This is a genomic window from Pedobacter gandavensis (assembly GCF_032678745.1).
GTDB classification, from domain to species: Bacteria; Bacteroidota; Bacteroidia; order Sphingobacteriales; family Sphingobacteriaceae; genus Pedobacter; species Pedobacter gandavensis_C.
Window position 1 is genome coordinate 1,100,084 of record NZ_JAVTST010000001.1, and the last position, 18,733, is coordinate 1,118,816.

Consider the following 18,733-nt stretch of genomic DNA (forward strand, 5'->3'; position numbering starts at 1 on the left):
ATTGATTTTAAAAGGGAATTCATACTAATTCCAGCTAGTAATTTTCACCATATGCTATGATTTCAGTCTCTAAAAGTAAGAGTTGGTTTTTCCCGTTTTTTAGGGTGGCAGTTGCCTTTTTTGTTTTGTGGTTGATATTGAATTCTATTTCAGCACTGCTGTTCTTTTGGCGGTTAAAAAACTCATCAAACTTTTTAAAGGTTTTCTCTTCATCAAATTCAAAATCTGCTGCGCATCTATTGTCTTTTTCATCGTACCATTTAATGTATACATCTTCTGGAACACCACGTTTTTCCATGTTATTCTTTAGCAGACTTTCATCAAAAAACACAAAACGTTCCGCATTATAAAAGCTAAAATCAGCATCATGAACCTTTATTTCCGGGGAAACCACAAATGTAGGTCGCCAGTTATAAGTTGTTCGAAGTTTGTCCCAATATCCGTAAGGAATAGGCTTGTTTTTTGTAAGTCGCTGTATTTTTAATGGTATCACAGAGGAATCAGTCAACACCTTGTTTCTCCATTCCGGATTAAAAACATCATCATAACCTACACGTTCATTCTTAGAATCAGGTTTAGCTATACTTACTTTTTCGGCTTGATAACGTCCAATTTCTACTTGACGACGCCCAGTACTGCCCGCCCAAACCACCACTACTCCACCTGGTGCAAAACCCATAATGACCCCTTCGTACTTTTCCTCAAAATTCCGACTAGCTCTCTTTTCCATATAAGGCTTACTAAAAAGTATCCGCAGCTTTTCTTGATCAATAGGAGTATTTAACCGATAAAAAGTATCTTCAGCAAAAGAATACCAGGTAATATCCAAACCGCTGGGCATTACGGACTTTTGCTTCCCGGTTTCCCCTCCATCCTGGCCCCAATTCGCATCGTAATTAACCGTATTACCCTCGCTAAAAGTAAAATCATACTGCTCTCCTTTTGGAAATGAGAAAAGCCCTTTGTACAATTGAACAGGATATGCAGCAGGATTACTCATGGCGCCATGCCATTCATAGATTCCTTCTTTAAGGTTATAGGCAATGTCTTCTGCCGCTTGTTTTGCTTTTTTAGTATCCCGCCCAATCGTAGCACTACTTTCTATCACAGGCAGCAATATAATATAGCCGATAAGAACCGGCACTAATCTTTTGTATGATGTAATGGCCCATGCAATGATAATACTGCTAAAAACCGTCAGAAAAATACTCAAGATTAAGAACAGGGGAAGCATTTCAACTATAACATTACCTAAATCGGCATACAACCGATGTTCATATTCATCGCCGATTGTACCTACAAAGAGTATGACCGGAAAGAACAGTAGGAATGCAAGGTAAAACACAAAACCATAGGCAAGCTCAAAGAATATATTGGGTTCATTGAGAAAGTTTAGCTTTCTACGAATGGTATTAAAATGGAAATAGAGTAGCGCAATTAAAATCACATATGGTGAACAACAGAATGCTCCATATGCCAGGTTTAAATCTGCATTTTGTGTGCATAGCATACCGATTAAGCCAAATATGGCCACTAGAATAGCGGAGAGGATAGATTTGAAAGTCATTACAGCTGTATTTATTGATGATTACTGAAATGCTTCAGGCAGTATTTTTTCGATAATGACCTGTTGCAGTTTTTCTGGTTCACTATTGAATACCGTATGTCCTGATTTTTCAAACCAAAACAGGGCTTTCTTTGGTGCCTTTAAAAACTTGTAATAATCTGCTACAATGTAATGAGATTCCTGTTTATCTCCGTTTCCTTCGATAAAATAAACAGGGCAGTTTAATACTGGTAGGGATTTAAATAGATTATTTCTTACCGATTGCTTCCACATTGGAAACCAAACTCCCAGCCATTCCTGATATTTAGTCTTAAAACCGGGCTCTTTAGCAAAATCAACACCATTATGGATAAATAGCCATTTTTGAGAATAGAATAAATCCTCCTCTTTCTCAAATGGCAACTTCACCAATGCCAATTCTTTGATCGCAGTATCATTATTGGTTGCTCTTGCCCATTTGTTTAACAATTCCATCGTTAAACGCTCACTTTTTCTCTGGTCTACAATTCCGCTGATTGGAATATAGGCATAAAGTAATTCCGGATGTTTATCCGCAATATTAAACCCTAACATGGATCCAAAAGAATGTGATACTAAGAACAGTTTTTTGCGGTTAAACTTTTGCAGCAGGTATTGTATTAATTCCTCAGTATCACGCTGAAATAAACCCAGTGATAGTTCTTCAGGAGAATGATTCAATTTCAAGGTCTCGCCGGTTTCCCTTTGGTCCCATTGCACCACCACAAAATGTTGTTTAAGTTGAGCTGTAAATGTATCCGCCACAGGAATCAATGAACTTCCTGGCCCGCCATGAAGAAATAACAACAAAGGCTTTGTCTGATCTGCTCCCTGAACCTTAATAAATTGCTTAATCCCACCAATCTTTAGTACTTCCGTGGTGTCTATCTTAGCCGGATTTTCTTTTTGAAGAGGCCTGGCTTTTACTATTGCAATTGAAGAAATAAATATAAAAATCGTTATTAATTTTCTCATGTTTAATCAGTTATAGCTAAGCTTCCTATTCTAATGAAACTTTAAGAGTGATAGCCTGCGATAATGTAACGATTTTTTATTTGAAAGAAATCATAGTTTCTATTCTATTACTGCCGGTAAAATATATTCCTCCATCATCCGATCTACCTGGGGATGTGCATAAGCTGTCCCAAAGGCAGTAGCAGTAATTACTATAACCAAAGGCTGGTCTTTAAAAACGAAGATCTTATTTCCACCATTACCAGTGCAATAAAATGTTTCATATTCTTTTCCTTGAACCTTATACTTTTTATTCCAGAATAAATAACCATAATACTCGTCTGATCTACCTGTGACCGGGGTTTGCTTTGTAAATGTTTTGTCTATCCATTCCTTAGATAGCACTTGCTGTCCTTCCCAAAGCCCATTATTTTTATACAATTGTCCGTATTTAGCAAAATCAACTGCATTCATGCGAATCCCTCCAGCAGTACTTACCACTTTTTGAGGCGTATATTGCCACTCGTAACGACTGATATGTAAAGGCTTGAAAAGCTTTTTCTCTGCATAGTTTTCAAAACTTATTGGCACCAATTTATCCAGTATACTGCCAAGTAACATAGAACCAGCTGTAAAATAATGCCATTGTCCTTTATATTTCATCGTATCTACGGGTAGATCCAATGTAAATTTCACCCAGTTGGGTGTTGGATACATATTTTCCTCATTACCTGGCGAATCTTCATCACTATCATTTCCATCAAAATCAGATGTCATAGTAAGCAATTCTTTGAGCGTAGTATTTGCTTTTCTGTTGGAATAATGATCATAAGCTTTAAGGTCATAAAACTCAGTCAAGGTCTGGTTTTCAGATTTGAGGAATCCATCATTTATGGCAATCCCGGTTATTGTTGATGCAAAGGATTTACCAACCGAACGAACATCATGAAGGCTATCGCGGTTGGCGGTATTAAAATACTCTTCAATCAGCAGTTTTCCATCCTTAATCACGACTATACTTGTGATGTGCTTGAATACCCCAGCTTCCACATTCCCTTTTAACGCTTTAATCTTATTCTTATCAAAAGATGCATTTGATACCGGAAAGCCATCGTAAGGTTTTACAGCCATTAATTCTATTTTACTTAAATCCACTTTCGGCTTCCGATTGACAGATAATTTAAGTGTGCCGGCAGCGATCACCTTACCTACAATTAGGGTATTCGATTGAAGATAAGGTCGGAGTTCAATTTTGAGAGCATGATTACCTTCAGTTAAAGCTTGATCTCCCCCATTAAACATAAATCGGTTCCAGGCAGACTGGCTCCAATATGCTCCCTCATGCTGGTTATCGATCAAGGGCTTAGACCAAACAGTTAAAGTATGCTGCTCATTAGCCCGGGGTGCGCCAGGCATTAAATTTGTCTGATAAACCAGCTTTTCATCTATATAAAAGGAAAATTGATAATTGCCCGCCTTAATCAAAGTGTTGGTATCTAATTCCGGTGCAAGCTGATGTAAGTAACTTGTCATCGTATTCCCTAAAAACACGGTAATGAACAGGTTACTTTTATTGGTCAGCTGGTACTGATCCAGAAATTGAGACTGGTCCAGTGTAGCAATCGGGTTAGGTTTATCCGCCGTAAAAGCTATTCTTCCAATATTCGCTTTAATGATCGGATTACTGATCATTGGATCGGTTTTAACCTTTGCTTGCTGTGCGATTGCGCTGCAATAAAATAGCATCATTGCGCATACTGTTAAAAATACTGGTCGTACTAAATAGGTATTTATCATCTTTTCTTTCAAAAATAGGGATTGGTCAAAACCAAAAATAGAATAGAATTAACATCTGCATATTACACCAAAAGCTTCCTATAGGCCATTGGAGTAATGTGATGTAAAGCTTTAAAGGAGCGTATAAAATGGCTTTGATCAGCGAAACCGCAATCTAAGGCAATATCAGTTAGGGAAAAGTTCTCCCTGGCCATCATAGAAAGAGATTGCTGAACTCTAATTGTCCGAATATACTTTCCGATGCCACAGCCAAAATACCTGGGGAAATCCCTGGAAAGATGCACCGGATGAAGATCAAGCTGCCTGGACAAATCCTGGAGCGACCAATCATGTGATAGGCTATCATGCAGCAGATCCCTAACCTTTGGTACCCATAATGGGACTTTCCCGGATAGGCGATGCTCGTTTTTGTTGGCCATAGTAAACAATTCAATCAGCAATGTGTCTATCGCTAAAGCTCCTTCATCCTGTTTACTCTCTTTGAATACATTATACATCAAAGCCTTTAATTGCGGATTGTATAGATGAATGCTTCCTTGTAAATTGCCGATATCCAGCTCAAAATCAAGAAACCATTCTGGCTTTAATTCCACATGAAATCCACGGGTGAAGCCCTTAGGTTTGAAATTATAATGGGGTTCCTGCCAATGGTGAAAAAGTAAAGTTCCTGCAGTACAATGGTAAGTTTCTTTTTTATTCCCTTCCAATACTCTTCCATCTAGTAAAAAAGTAAAATAAGCATTCTCATGATAGTGCCAGTCTACATTTGTTTGCGTGTATTCAGTATCTGTCAGGGTAAGACTGCCCAAAGTCCTGGTTTCATTTGTATTCCCATAAAATTGACCGGTCCGAAGGATTTCCATTGCTTAAATGTATCCAAAATAATCTAATAATAAGCCCTTTAACTACCTGCTAAGATTTAACAATATCGCAAGATTGAGACAGATCAGCTAAAACTTGATTCAAAAACGAGGCCTTATTAAGGCTCAATCGCATAATTTTACTTTAGGGATCACCAGTCCGGATAACCAGTATTAATCCTACAAACCAACTATACACACAAAAATGAATACAGCTAAAAAATTAACTTTCCTAGGCTTGCTGACTGGCTTTTTCGCAATCAGCCAAACTCAGGCACAAGACCGTAAGGCTCCGTCCTATCCGCTCATCACGCACAATCCTAATTTTAGTATCTGGTCTAGTAGCGACCAGCTCAATACATCCACCACTACACATTGGACAGGTGCAGATCAATCCCTTTTGGGCTTAATCAATGTAGACGGCAACATCTACCGTTTTCTGGGCAAGGAAGAAGCCAATTACAGAACGGTACTTGGTGCTTCCGACGAAAAGCCATTCACTGTAAAATACACAGAATCGGCTCCTGAAGGTGATTGGATGGCAGCTGATTATAACGCCAATAACTGGAAATCGGGTTCCGCTCCTATTGGAGACGATGCCAAACAAGTAAAGACCCTATGGAAATCTAATGACATCTGGCTAAGAAGGGGTTTCAATATTGACAAGCCAGCCAGCATAAATGAGCTGTTGTTAAAGATGAACCATGATGACAACATTGAGGTGTACTTAAATGGAAAAAAGGTCTATTCCAAATTAGGCTGGACCAGTACGTTCCAGTATTTTCCTCTAGAAAAAACTGACCTGAAGGCCGGTCAGAATGTAATTGCGATCCATTTGGCCAATTCGGCCGGTGGCCGATACCTGGACTTTGGCTTAGCAGACAAGCTGAAGGACAATGCCGCTAAAATCCAACTTGCCAAACAGAAAAATGTAGAGGTAACTGCTACACAAACTGTCTATGATTTTAGCTGTGGTAATGTAGATCTTAAACTGACCTTTACTTCTCCCCTGCTAATGAATGATTTGGGCTTATTGGCTCGCCCGGTTTCTTACATCACCTACCAGTTGAAAGCCAACGACAAGAAGAACCATGCCGTAAAAGTTTTATTAAGCGCTTCATCTAACATTGCAGTCTACCAACCTTCCCAGCAAGTAGTGGCGAAAAAATATGCTACAGATAAATTGTCGATCTTAAAAGTGGGTACTGTAGAGCAACCCGTGTTACAAAAAGGGGCCGATGATATGCGCATCGATTGGGGATATTTCTACCTTGCTGCCCCCAAATCCAGTAAAGCGGTACAGTTTATCAGCCACAGCAATACTGTAGCCGATGATTTCAGAAATGGATCATGGAACTCAACTGCCTCCACTGGAAAATCCCTTGCTTTAAATACTGTTATCCCTTTTGGAAACGTTGGCCAGACACCTGTGGAACGCTTTGTTGAACTAGGCTACGATGAGGTTTATGCCATCCAATATTTCAAAAGAAACCTTAGGCCCTGGTGGAATACTTCCGATAAAGAAACAATGGTAGGTCAGCTGACTGATGCAGCGAATCAATACAAGGAGGTAATGCAAAAATGTAACGCTTTTGACGAAGCTGTCTATGCGGATGCATTAAAGGCCGGCGGCAAAGAATATGCACATATGTGCCTGCTTGGATACCGTCAGAGTGTTGCCGCACATACCTTGGTGAAAAGTCCAGAAAATGAACTCTTATGGTTATCAAAAGAAAACAATAGTGGTGGTTTTATCAATACAGTAGATGTAACTTATCCTTCTTCTCCTCTTTACCTTATTTACAATCCCGTTTTATTGCAAGGAATGCTAAACGGTATTTTTTATTTCAGCGAAAGTGGTAAATACCCACATCCTTGGGCAGCGCACGACCTGGGTACTTATCCATTAGCGAATGGCCAGACTTATGGAGAGCCAATGCCTGTAGAAGAATCAGGTAATATGATCATCCTTACCGCAGCAATTGCTAAAGTGCAAGGAAATGCAAACTATGCGAAAAAACATTGGAAAACACTGACGATTTGGGCAGACTATCTGGCTAAAGAAGGATTGGATCCTAAGACACAACTGTGTACGGATGATTTTGCAGGCCACCTGGCAAGAAATGCCAACTTATCGGTGAAGGCAATTGTAGGAATTGCTTCTTACGCTCAAATGGCAGAAACACTGGGATACACGGAAACTGCCAGAAAATATAGGGCAATAGCAGACAGTATGGTTCCTAAATGGTTGGAAATGGCTGATGCTGGCGACCATTATGCACTTACTTTTGATGACAAAAACACCTGGAGCCAGAAGTACAACCTGGTTTGGGATAAAGTATTGGATTTAAATTTATTTCCACAAAAGGTTTATGATACAGAGATCAAGTACTACTTGAAAAGACAAAACAAATACGGCTTGCCACTGGATAGCAGAAAGGCTTATACTAAAAATGACTGGATATTGTGGACGGCAACTTTTGCAACTTCACAACAGGATTTTGAAGCCTTTGTAAAACCAGTTTACAGGCATGCTATCGAAACCGAATCCCGCGTTCCATTGAATGATTTCTATGATTCCAATACTGGTATCCGCGATAATTTCAAAGCGAGAAGCGTGGTCGGTGGATTTTACATGAAACTTTTAGCTGATCAATTGAAGGGAAAATAAGCTAGTTTTAATTCAAAAAAAGAGAGAACATTTAATAGATGTCCTCTCTTTTTTGTATAAAAGCATATGGGTCGCAAATGCCCCCTAATAAAGTCCTAATCACACTGTATCCTTTGTAGAATTCTGAATAACTTTGAGTAATCAAAACTAATTAACTCATAAAATCAACGCATATGTCATTCCAAGCGTATCTAAAAACAATCAAAGAGAAAACTGGTAAGAATCCGGCAGACTTTAGAGCAATAGCAGAAGAGAAACAGTTCATTCAAAATGGCGAATTAACCGTAAAAGCAGGGGAAATTACTTCATGGCTCAAAAACGATTTTGACCTTGGTCATGGACATGGCATGGCTATTTATGCCCTATTAAAAGGCATAAAAAATGAAAACAGTATATAAGGAATTAGGAATTGGTCTTGCCGAGGACTCCAGCCGCCTGCAATGTTTTCCTTAACTTTGCAGCCTCCTTTTGGGAAAGCACTTTTGGAGTAAATTTAATTGGAACCAAGGGCAAATCATTTTTATCTGTTGCAGTTGAATTGATGGCTTCTGCCACTTCCATTCCTTCTACAATTTCGCCGAATATGGTATAATCCCAATCCAGACGAGGGATTCCTCCAATGGTTTTATAAGTCGCTCTTTGCCCCGAAGAAAACTTTTTACCTTTTTGCAGCTCTAATGCGTCCAGTTGGTCATCCGTTTGCTTTTTACCTTCTACCAGATAAATCTGACTGAGGTAGGAACTATGTTCGGGATTGTCATTTCTTCCAGCCCCTAATGCGCCCTTTTTATGAAAAAGCGTAGGCACAATCTCCGCAGGAATACGTGCTAAAGGTTTTTCAGGACTTAGCTTTTCTCTGTCAAGAATGGTTTCATCTAATTCTCCCCCCTGACTAACAAAACCTTTAATCACCCGGTTAAAGGCGGCATCATTGTATATACCGTTCTTTATACTTTTCAAAAATGCATCCCTGTGTTTGGGTGTTTCATCATAAAGCATCAAGGTGATATTTCCTTTATTGGTTACCAAACGGACAAATCGGGATTGTGCGAAACAAATAACCGTAAGAAGAGATAATGCTAAAGTGCTAAAAAGAAATTTCATGTGTTATATTTTTGGAAGGCTGTAACCATTGTGATATGGAGCCATCAGGTATTCAGTGTTAATTTTTGGATTGGTAAATTGTTTTTTCTGAGCATCCCAGGTTAATTTCTCGCCACTTTTATAAGCGATATTACCCATTTGCGCAATGCTTGCTACATGGGCACCCGCCTGTATAGAACAGTTCAGTTCTTCTTTTTTCCTAGACCTTACAGTCGCAAAGAAGTTGAGCATATGGTTATTGAGGCCATTATCTGAGGCTTTCACTAAAGGTTTACTCACTTTATTTCCACTTTGTCTTTCTTCAATCACCTCCCAGCCTCCTCTATTCAAAATAAGTGTGCCATTATTACCGATATAAGCAATCCCATGATCCCGGTTATAGGAACCATTATCAATGCCCATTGCCGAATCCCATACCAGGTTAAATTTATCAAACTCATAAAGTGTGGTCAGGGTATCCGGTGTTTCTTCATATAAATCCGGATAGGCGAAGCGACCACCTAAAGCGGAAATACTTTTTGGAATCGGAGATCCCATGCCCAGTAAACCATAATCCAGGAGATGTACTCCCCAGTCCGTCATCAGTCCACCTGCATAATCCCAGAACCAACGGAAGTTAAAATGGTATCTGCTGGAATTAAACTCCCGTTTTTTTGCAGGGCCTAGCCATAAATTATAATCTACTCCTGCCGGAACCGGAGAATTTGGAACAACAGGCCCTGGCTTCATCCAACCCTGATAGCACCAGACTTTAACCGTTCTGATGTTGCCAAGCTGTCCACTTTGTACAAAATCTACCGCATCTTTGAAATGCTGCTGACTCCTTTGCCACTGCCCTGCCTGGACTACCTTATTGTATTTTTGTTGTGCATTTACCATGGTACGACATTCCAAAATCGAATTTCCTACCGGCTTTTCTACGTAAACATCTTTGCCTGCTTCACAGGCATGAATCATCATTAAGGCATGCCAATGGTCAGGTGTTCCAATAATAACAGCATCAATGTCTTTATTATCCAGCAGGGAACGATAATCCTTATAGGCTTTCACTTTAGAGGCATCTATATTTAAGGCCTTCAACTCTCCCATTCGTTTATCCAATACATTTTGATCGGAATCGCATAAAGCCACCAGGTTTACTCCAGGAACATTTAATGCTGCCCTCAAATCCGACCAGCCCATTCCATTTATGCCAATTACTCCGATATTAATCTGGTCGTTGGCACCAATAGTCCGCTCATATAAAGCATAAGCAGGATTGTCGAGTGCAGAAAGCAATACAGTACTACCTATTGCGCCGGCACTATTACGGATAAAGTTTCTTCGGTTGAGCATCATTTATTTCTTTAAAGGTTCCTTTGGGAGGTAAAATACTTAAAATCCTTCATCCGACCAAACCATAGTTTAATTACGTTTAAAAGCCTATTGAGAAAAAAAGATAGTATTCTTATTAATATTGATAGTATTACTATTACATTTGCAACAAACATAATCAAAATGGATCAGCTACTCGCAAACATCAAAATCCAGGTCAACGACAAGATCTATGTAAAAGATCCTGAAACCACCACTTTAGGAAGAAAGATCATCAAGCACAGTTTAATCATGATGGATGAAATTGGTTTTGATAACTTTACTTTTAAAAAACTTGGTGAGTTAATCGGTTCAAATGAAAGTTCCATTTACCGTTATTTTGAGAACAAACATAAACTACTGGTTTACCTATCCTCCTGGTATTGGAGCTGGATTGAATACAAAATGGTATTTGCCACAGCCAATATTGTTGCTCCATTAGATCAGTTGATCAAAGCACTTGAACTCGTTACGGAAAAAATTGAGGACGACTTGAATACCCCTTACATCAATGAAGCCTTATTGAACAAAATCATCATTGCCGAATTCACGAAAACTTTTCTCACAAAAGAAGTAGATGAAGAAAACAAAGAGGGCTTCTTTTTGATTTACAAAAGAGTGATCAATAGAATGGTGGAAATGGTGATACAGATTGATCCGGAATACCCTTACCCTAAAAGTTTAATTTCCAGTATTGTGGAGGGTGCATTACATCAGCACTTCCTAAAAGATCATTTCAAAACCATTACAGACTGCAATGAAAGTACCAGTCCTACCAACTATTACACCCACCTTATTCAACGCGTTTTAAGTCCTAAAATATGAGTCCAGCCAAAAGATTCTTCAGTTTATTAAAACTTGACAAAAAAGATGTTTACCAGATATTTTTCTACGCCATTATTGCCGGGCTGATCAGTCTATCTCTTCCTCTAGGGATACAGGCGATTGTGAATTTCTTACAAAGTGGCAGAGTCAGCGTTTCCTGGATCATTCTAGTAATCGGGGTAGTTACTGGTGTTGCTTTCGTAGGTATTTTATCGCTCATGCAATTGAGAATTACGGAGAACCTGCAACAAAAGATCTTTGTAAGGTCCTCCTTTGAATTTGCTTACCGACTACCGAAAATCAAATTCGACGAGTTGTACCAGGATCTCTATCCTCCTGAAATTGCCAATCGTTTTTTTGATACTTTAACCATTCAAAAAGGAGTATCGAAGTTGCTGCTGGATTACTCTTCCGCATTGCTTCAAATTGGCTTTGGGATCATCCTGCTGTCTTTGTACCACCCTTCTTTTATCCTTTTTGGAATATTGCTGGTTGCCTTACTCTATCTGATCTTTAAATTCTCATATACCACTGGAATTGAGACCAGTCTAAGTGAATCAAAATATAAGTACCGGGCTGCAGAATGGTTACAGGAGATCGCACGTAACAAATATAGTTTCAGGAAATCACTGAACTTCGATTATGCCCTTCAAAAAAACAACAGCTTAACCAGTAATTACCTGGATTACCGAGAGAAGCACTTTAACATCATCAAGCGTCAATATGCGCAACTCATTATCTTTAAAGTGATCATTACTGCCGGTCTGCTCCTGATTGGTGGTTATCTCGTATTGAGTCAACAGATGAACATAGGGCAATTCGTGGCCTCGGAGATTATCATTCTTTTAGTCATTAATTCGGTAGAGAAAATTGTACTTGGCCTGGAAACTTTCTATGATGTATTAACCGCAGTAGAAAAGATTGGAAAAGTAACCGATATGGAGACGGAAGAAGTGCCGGAAACTGAACGTACACAGCTCTATGACCGCATCACACTGGAAGCTGACCAGCTATCTTTACGCTTTCCGAATGCTCAGAAAGACATGCTAAGAGACATCTCTTTGAAAATCGAACAAGGCGAAAAAATCATTCTTAACGGTGGCAATGGTGCTGGAAAAACTACCTTAATCAGAATCCTTTCCGGGATCTTGAAACCCACCAGTGGCACCCTGTTTATCAATGATAACACCTTCGGGAAAATTGATACCAACCAGTATCTCGCACAGATTGGCACCATCATTCATGGAGAAAGTCCATTTGAAGGGACTATTCTGGAAAACATTACCTTCAATGATCCTGCTGTTACTGCCCAGGACATCCGATGGGCATTAGATGCCGTGCAATTAAGCAGCTATATCAAAACCCTTCCTCAAGGTCTGGATACTAAAATATTTCCGGAAGGCAGACAATTATCCTCTTCCAATGCCCAGAAAATACTCCTGGCCAGAAGCATCATCCGTAAACCGGCGATACTGTTATATGAGGATCCAACAGACCGACTAGATCCCGACACTGCCGATGCGATTATCGATTTCATCTGCTCAGAAAAACAAGAATGGACAGTGATCGTATCTTCGACTAATCCCACCTGGAAATTGAAATCCAGCCGATCTATTGTCATGGAAAACGGAAAAATTATCAGCGACCTAAAAAAATAAAGACATGCTCCATCTATCTGACCAAAATCATACGCAACAGCATATATTAGATCGCTATAGCGCAGTAAAAAATTTAAGAAACCGACCTCATTATAAAATATTGAACAGGGTGATTTTAGCCCTCTGCATCACTGGTATCATCGTGCTGTTTTTACCATGGACACAAAACATATCCGGTTCCGGGGCCGTAACAGCCTTAAAGCCAAACCAACGTCCGCAAACCATAAACACCGTGATTGCCGGTAAAATTGAGAAATGGTACGTGCAAGAAGGAGATTATGTAAAAAAAGGAGATACGATCATTTTCCTTTCAGAAGTAAAGGAGGAGTATTTCGATCCGAACCTATTACAAAACACCAAGAACCAGGTAGATGCTAAAAAAATGGCGCTTGAATCCTATGCCGGAAAAGTAAATGCCTTAAGCACTCAAATTAAAGCGCTTGAAGGAGAGAAAAATTTAAAACACCAACAGGCAAAAAATAAAATCAAACAGTCTCTTTTGAAAATTAAAAGCGATAGTATGGATTATGAGGCTGTCAAAACGCAACTTAAAATTGCCAGTACCCAGGCTGAACGCTCCATACAACTGCAAAAAGAAGGACTAAAGCCCTTAACGGATGTTGAAGAAAAGAGGTTAAAACTACAGGATGCCCAGGCAAAAGTACTGACTCAGGAGAATAAACTATTGACTTCCAGAAATGAATTCATCAATGCAAAACTCGAAGTAGATCGCTTGTCGGCTGAGTATGCAGAGAAAATCTCTAAAGCCAGCGGCGACAAATACACCACGATGAGCAGTCAGTTTGATGCCACAGCACAGCTAAGTAAACTGGAGAATCAATATGCCAATTACAGCATCCGTAATGGCATGTATTACATCAAAGCTCCACAAGACGGCTATGTAAACCGTGCCTTGCAATCGGGAATAGGTGAAACTGTAAAAGAAGGCATCCCTATCGTTAGCATCATGCCTGCAATTTACGAACTGGCAGTAGAGACTTATGTAAGCCCTATTGACCTGACGCTGTTAAAAAAGGGTGAAAAGATCCGCGTATGGTTTGATGGCTGGCCAACAATTGTATTCTCAGGCTGGCCGGATATGTCATATGGAACTTTTGGGGGAAGAATCGTAGCTATCGAAAATTTCATCAGCCCAAATGGCAAATACAGAGTACTCATCGCCCCGGATACAGAAGAAGATCCATGGCCAAAACAATTGAGTATGGGCTCCGGTGCAGAAACCATTGCGCTTCTGGAGACGGTTCCGATATGGTTTGAAATCTGGCGAACCCTTAATGGCTTCCCTCCTAATTATTATCAATCAGAAAAACCTGCTACTTCTAAAAAATAAAGGCATGAAAATCAAATTATTTGTCTTCCTCTTGCTCCTTACCTGCCGTATACCAGCTATTGCACAACTAGCTAAGCCAGAAGTACTCAGCTTTAATGAATTTCTAGGCTATGTAAAGAAATATCATCCCGCAGTTCGTCAGGCAGATTTACTACTCAGCAAAGCCGAGACTGCGCTCATGATGGCTCGTGGTGGTTTTGACCCGAAATTAGAAGTAGATTTCAACAATAAGCAGTTTAAAGGAACCGAGTATTACGCTTTGTTTAACAGTAGTTTTAAACTCCCTACCTGGTATGGAATAGAAGTTAAAGCCGGTTTTGACAACAATGAGGGCACCTACCTGAATCCACAAAACAAGACACCGGATCATGGGTTGACTTCATTGGGGATTACAGTTCCTTTGGCACAAGGTTTACTGATTAATCAACGGATGGCAGATCTCCGCATTGCGAAAATTCAGCTCCAGTTGAGTAAATCTGAGCGCCAGTTGCAGGCCGTAAATGTACTTTACAGTGCTTCCATTGCCTATGTCAACTGGAAAAGAGCAAATGATGAGGCAAAGCTTTACGAGGAATATATGACTTTCGCAGAAAAACGCGCAGAGGCGATAAATAAGCTCATCAAAGCCGGAGATAAGGCCGCTGTAGATAGTATAGAAGCCAGAATTGTCATTAAAAACAGACAGCTAAATGTCGCTGAGGCCAAATTAAAATTAGCAAAATCTAAACTGGAACTCTCCAATTATCTCTGGATCGAAAATATCCCCATGGAACTAAGAGAAACTATTATTCCCGAAGATGACCTGGAAGAGGTGATTAAATTAGCCCTAAATTTTGAGGGAGCCCTACAAGAAAACACGGATTTAGCTCATCATCCTAAGCTAATGGCAATGCAACAAAAAATAGAAATCTTGAGTATAGAGCAGAAATTAAAACGCAATATGCTGTTGCCAAAACTAGATGTGGGCTATCACTATTTATCAGAACCCTCCTATTTTAACGATTTCCAACTCGGCAATTATAAATTTGAACTAAAGTTTAGCGTTCCACTGTTCCTTAGAAAGGAAAGAGGGGCTTTAAAACTGGCTAAACTGAAGATTTCTGATGGTCAGCTGGACCTGAGCCTGGAGCGCTTACAATTGAAGAATAAAATAACGGCCCAGCAAACTGAGATCAAATCCATACAGCAACAAATTGACATCACCGCATCTCTGGTTAGCGATTATGACAAGATGTTGCTAGCCGAAGAAAGATTGTTCTTAATGGGAGAAAGCTCGGTATTTCTGCTAAACTCCAGAGAAAACAGCTTAGTTAGCACCAAACTGTCCAGGATCTCTCTTGAAAACAGATTCCTGATTTCCAATGTAGACCTCTTCAAAATAAAAGCCAATATGGAATAAAGGATTAATAGATCATCCTGATCACCATATTGCTGCTTTGCTCTTGTTTAAATTTCGTATCCTCAAACTTTGGCGCCGCTAATTTGGGGGCGAAATTTCTGGAAAAAGCATAGCCTTCCTTTGGAATACCTAAGAAATTGGTATTACATTTCCCATCGCTATTTTCATCGTGGTAAAGCGCTACTGCATATTCTCCTTGAGGTAAATCATTAAAGGTAAAAGTCTCTGTAGCTGATTTTACCGCTCTAGTCATGGTTTTATATTCCTTTCCTTTTTTAATGAAAGAAGCTTTGCTATTGTATAAGCTGACTTGGATGTTACCTTCTAAATGATTGATATTGGTGACCGTTATTTTTAACGGTCCCTTCTGCGCATAACTGAATTGCAGGGTAAAGACTAATAATATGATTAAGATGCTTTTCATAACGATTGATTAAATTTTATAGGTTATAGTTCATTGAAAAACCTTGCGGCCATTTTCTTATCTTTCTTCAGCAAGGCATGAAGAGGTTCTGATTTCTTCAATAAATGGCTCTTAATAGAGCCCCTAAACACCGAAGCCAGTGTTCTTTTTACCGGCGAGACCGAAGCTTTTAGCTTTTCAAAATAATGTGCTAACGTATCCCTTCTGAAATGCAGCAAATCCTGAAGCTCATCTCCATCTGCATAATATCCACAATGGAAATTTTTCTCCGCAAAGGCTTGTGTCGGGAAATCCATTTTCCCTAAGCCAAAAGCCTTAAATGATTGAGATAGAAAATCTTCATAGCTGGTACGGCACAATGCGCCACCTCCAAGATTAAAAGTCTTTCCCGCTAATACTTCCCGCCTTTCTATTGCATTCACGAATGCTCTGGCGGTATCCTCAGGCGTTAAAATTTCCATAGAAGTAGCCAAAGGCATATGGAACATGATACCAGAAGGTTTGTGGTTGCTTAATCCCATAATTGCTGCCAGACGGAAAATACAAAAGTCTAGTCCACTACTACGAATCAGTTCCTCAGACTCAATCTTGGTTACCGCATAATGATCTTCCGGACTCGGAGCCAATGCATCAGTAGTATTGATCCAGGGGGTATTTAATCGATCTCCATATACTGAAATCGAAGAGCTATACAGGAAAAACACCTGAGGCGAGTGTTTCTTTAAGCCGAGAATCAGGTTTTTAGTGCCATTCACATTTACGGCATAAGCCAGGTCCTTATTTTCATCTGCTAAAGGCGGTATGATAGCTGCCAAATGAATCACAAAATCCTTTTCCTTACCTATCTCCTCTACTTCGTTTGGATTGGTAATATCTCCATAAACTACCTTCAGCTGCTTTTCAAAAGGAGACAATAGTTTAATCGAGTTTTTTGTCTTTTGATCAAAGACCGTAATCTCATATTTATCAGCTTGTAAAGCCAGCTGTTTCAAAACTTCAAAACCCACAGTTCCTGAAGCTCCTGTCAATAAAATTCTCTTTTTCAATCTCATATCCGCTAATTAATTTTGTAGACAAGAATTTAGTTATGATTCTTACTCATTTATTAATAAGCATTTATTATTCCAAAAAATATAATGAGGGATTTAAACTTGAAGTAAAACAACTCCAGCAAAGGCAGAGCAAACTCAGCATCAAGTAGATAAAAAAGCAACAAAGCAAAACCTATCAGTAATGAAGCAATCCAAAAATTAAACTGATGCCAATAATATACAGGACATTTACCTTGTATTTTTTCATCAGCAGGAAAGTGATCAACACCCAACCCAAAGCAGCAACATCCAGATTTCCGAATCCAATTCCCCCAGGGAAAACAACATCTTTCCCAAGGAATAAAGTCAGGTTAAGAATAACCCCTACCACCGCAGCGGTAACAAAGCCCAAAACATTGGTAATTGCAGTATTTCCATGCGCTTTTTCTATGATTGGACCACCAACAAATATGAACAAAAATGAAGGTAAAAAAGTATGAAAAGTAGTGATAAGCAAGCCCAAAATCGCCATAGGAATTGAAGTATCAAAATGATTGTATGCCGCTATAAATCCCACAAAAGCAACTACAATAATTAATGGCCCCGGGGTTGTTTCTGCCAATGCAAAACCATCTATCATTTGCATTTTACTTAGCCAATTGAGTTTGGTAACGGTATACTGTGCAACATAAGGTAACACTGTATATGACCCTCCAATGGTAAGAAAGGCCGTTTTAGAGAAAAAGAAGGTCAGCTCCCTCCAAAAAGCAAAGTCACTGGTAAAGTAATATAATGCTACTGTTGGCATTGCCCATAACAACATAAAAATCAAGATTTGAAGCCATAAATCTTTCTTATGACTGTTTGCGCCGACCGCTACAGAATCCCTATTAAAATAATATTCCTTTTCCTGAACTGGGACAAGCTTCTTCTTGCTTTCCTGATGAATTAAAGAAGGCCATAGGTAATTGAATATTAAACCGAATCCTATCGTTCCAAGAATGATAAACACCATAGAAATATTAAAAAAGAAGATGCAGGAAAAGGCAAGTACAGCGAGTAAAATATGGTACGGTGTATGGAGTGCTTTCTTTCCGATTCCTAAAAGCGCCACTATAATGATCGCAATCACAGCAGGTTTGAAGCCATTAAACATGGCAAACATCCAGGGTTGATTGCCAAAGTAAACATAACACACACTTAATATCAACAGAATAAACATGGAGGGCAATACAAACAACATTCCTGCTGCTAAGCCCCCCTTTTTACCATGCAGCTGCCAACCCATATAGATGGCTAACTGTTGTGCTTCCGGCCCCGGCAATAACATACAAAGGTTTAAAGCATGAAAGAAGCGACTGTCACTGACCCATTTCTTTTGATCTACTAAGTACGAGTGCATAATATTAATGTGCCCCACAGTACCACCGAAGCTGATCCATCCCAATTTAAACCAAAATTTTAATGCGTCCTTGAATAAGGGTTTTTCTATCATTTCTACTTTTTTCTTTCCATAGCAATAGCCTTTCTCCTATCGGAAATTTAAACCAATTGCCATAATTGTACTGGTTAAAAGAATCAAACTGAAACGCTGTTGTCCGGAATAAGCCTTAGTTTTAATTCATTATTTTCTTGTTTCTGGCCTGAAATTAGGCAAAAACAATGGGTTAATAAAAGTATTCTTAAGCTATTTTTCAAGGTTGTTTTAAGGCTAGAATCAG

General features: G+C 39.3%; 15 protein-coding genes. 6 read left to right on the top strand and 9 right to left on the bottom strand.

The window, feature by feature from the left end; genetic code table 11:
• Window positions 1–34 precede the first annotated feature (34 nt).
• The 4 genes from R2S10_RS04360 to R2S10_RS04375 all read right to left on the bottom strand — a co-directional run bounded on the left by R2S10_RS04360 (window position 35) and on the right by R2S10_RS04375 (window position 5,199).
• On the bottom strand, window positions 35–1,567 hold the full coding sequence (locus tag R2S10_RS04360; RefSeq protein ID WP_316839221.1) for a DUF2931 family protein: 1,533 nt from the start codon (window positions 1,565–1,567) through the stop codon (window positions 35–37).
• A 21-nt stretch (window positions 1,568–1,588) separates the two neighbouring features.
• The gene (locus R2S10_RS04365; RefSeq protein WP_316839222.1) at window positions 1,589–2,560 is read right to left on the bottom strand and encodes an alpha/beta hydrolase; all 972 of its coding nucleotides are present in this window, start codon (window positions 2,558–2,560) and stop codon (window positions 1,589–1,591) included.
• A 99-nt stretch (window positions 2,561–2,659) separates the two neighbouring features.
• Window positions 2,660–4,288 (bottom strand): serine hydrolase, encoded by a 1,629-nt coding sequence (locus tag R2S10_RS04370; RefSeq protein WP_316839223.1) that lies wholly within the window; start codon window positions 4,286–4,288, stop codon window positions 2,660–2,662.
• 110 nt (window positions 4,289–4,398) lie between these two features.
• Window positions 4,399–5,199: an AraC family transcriptional regulator gene (locus tag R2S10_RS04375; RefSeq protein ID WP_316839224.1), complete on the bottom strand. Its 801-nt coding sequence runs from the start codon at window positions 5,197–5,199 to the stop codon at window positions 4,399–4,401.
• Window positions 5,200–5,401: 202 nt separating this feature from the next.
• Between R2S10_RS04375 and R2S10_RS04380 the strand changes: the two genes are divergently transcribed.
• Window positions 5,402–7,867: a glutaminase family protein gene (locus tag R2S10_RS04380; protein WP_316839225.1), complete on the top strand. Its 2,466-nt coding sequence runs from the start codon at window positions 5,402–5,404 to the stop codon at window positions 7,865–7,867.
• A gap of 173 nt (window positions 7,868–8,040) precedes the next feature.
• Window positions 8,041–8,265: a DUF4287 domain-containing protein gene (locus R2S10_RS04385; protein ID WP_316839226.1), complete on the top strand. Its 225-nt coding sequence runs from the start codon at window positions 8,041–8,043 to the stop codon at window positions 8,263–8,265.
• Between the two features lie 4 nt (window positions 8,266–8,269).
• Here R2S10_RS04385 and R2S10_RS04390 read toward each other — a convergent pair whose 3' ends face one another.
• Window positions 8,270–8,971 carry a peptidylprolyl isomerase gene (locus R2S10_RS04390; protein ID WP_316839227.1) on the bottom strand — a complete coding sequence of 234 codons (702 nt, stop codon included), beginning with the start codon at window positions 8,969–8,971 and terminating at the stop codon, window positions 8,270–8,272.
• Window positions 8,972–8,974: 3 nt separating this feature from the next.
• A complete protein-coding gene (locus R2S10_RS04395) occupies window positions 8,975–10,309 on the bottom strand; it encodes a Gfo/Idh/MocA family oxidoreductase (RefSeq protein ID WP_316839228.1) in 1,335 nt (444 codons plus the stop codon).
• Between the two features lie 159 nt (window positions 10,310–10,468).
• On the opposite strand from R2S10_RS04395, the gene R2S10_RS04400 reads away from it, so the two are divergent.
• Genes R2S10_RS04400 through R2S10_RS04415 form a run of 4 tightly spaced genes read left to right on the top strand, consistent with a single transcriptional unit; the run spans window position 10,469 to window position 15,557 of the window.
• Window positions 10,469–11,149 (top strand): TetR/AcrR family transcriptional regulator, encoded by a 681-nt coding sequence (locus tag R2S10_RS04400; protein ID WP_316839229.1) that lies wholly within the window; start codon window positions 10,469–10,471, stop codon window positions 11,147–11,149.
• The gene (locus R2S10_RS04405; protein ID WP_316839230.1) at window positions 11,146–12,807 is read left to right on the top strand and encodes a peptidase domain-containing ABC transporter; all 1,662 of its coding nucleotides are present in this window, start codon (window positions 11,146–11,148) and stop codon (window positions 12,805–12,807) included. The genes R2S10_RS04400 and R2S10_RS04405 overlap by 4 nt, the downstream gene beginning before the upstream one ends.
• A 4-nt stretch (window positions 12,808–12,811) precedes the next feature.
• Window positions 12,812–14,158: an HlyD family secretion protein gene (locus R2S10_RS04410; RefSeq protein WP_316839231.1), complete on the top strand. Its 1,347-nt coding sequence runs from the start codon at window positions 12,812–12,814 to the stop codon at window positions 14,156–14,158.
• Between the two features lie 4 nt (window positions 14,159–14,162).
• Window positions 14,163–15,557, top strand: coding sequence for a TolC family protein (locus tag R2S10_RS04415; RefSeq protein WP_316839232.1), 1,395 nt, complete (start codon window positions 14,163–14,165; stop codon window positions 15,555–15,557).
• Window positions 15,558–15,561: 4 nt separating this feature from the next.
• Here the strand turns inward: R2S10_RS04415 and R2S10_RS04420 are convergent, their stop codons facing one another.
• From R2S10_RS04420 to chrA, 3 genes are all read right to left on the bottom strand, one after another.
• Entirely contained in the window at window positions 15,562–15,981 is a 420-nt protein-coding gene (locus R2S10_RS04420) for a DUF2141 domain-containing protein (RefSeq protein WP_316839233.1), read from the bottom strand.
• A 23-nt stretch (window positions 15,982–16,004) separates the two neighbouring features.
• Entirely contained in the window at window positions 16,005–17,033 is a 1,029-nt protein-coding gene (locus tag R2S10_RS04425; protein ID WP_316839234.1) for an NAD(P)-dependent oxidoreductase, read from the bottom strand.
• Between the two features lie 175 nt (window positions 17,034–17,208).
• On the bottom strand, window positions 17,209–18,507 hold the full coding sequence (gene chrA / locus R2S10_RS04430; protein ID WP_316839235.1) for a chromate efflux transporter: 1,299 nt from the start codon (window positions 18,505–18,507) through the stop codon (window positions 17,209–17,211).
• Window positions 18,508–18,733 lie beyond the last annotated feature (226 nt).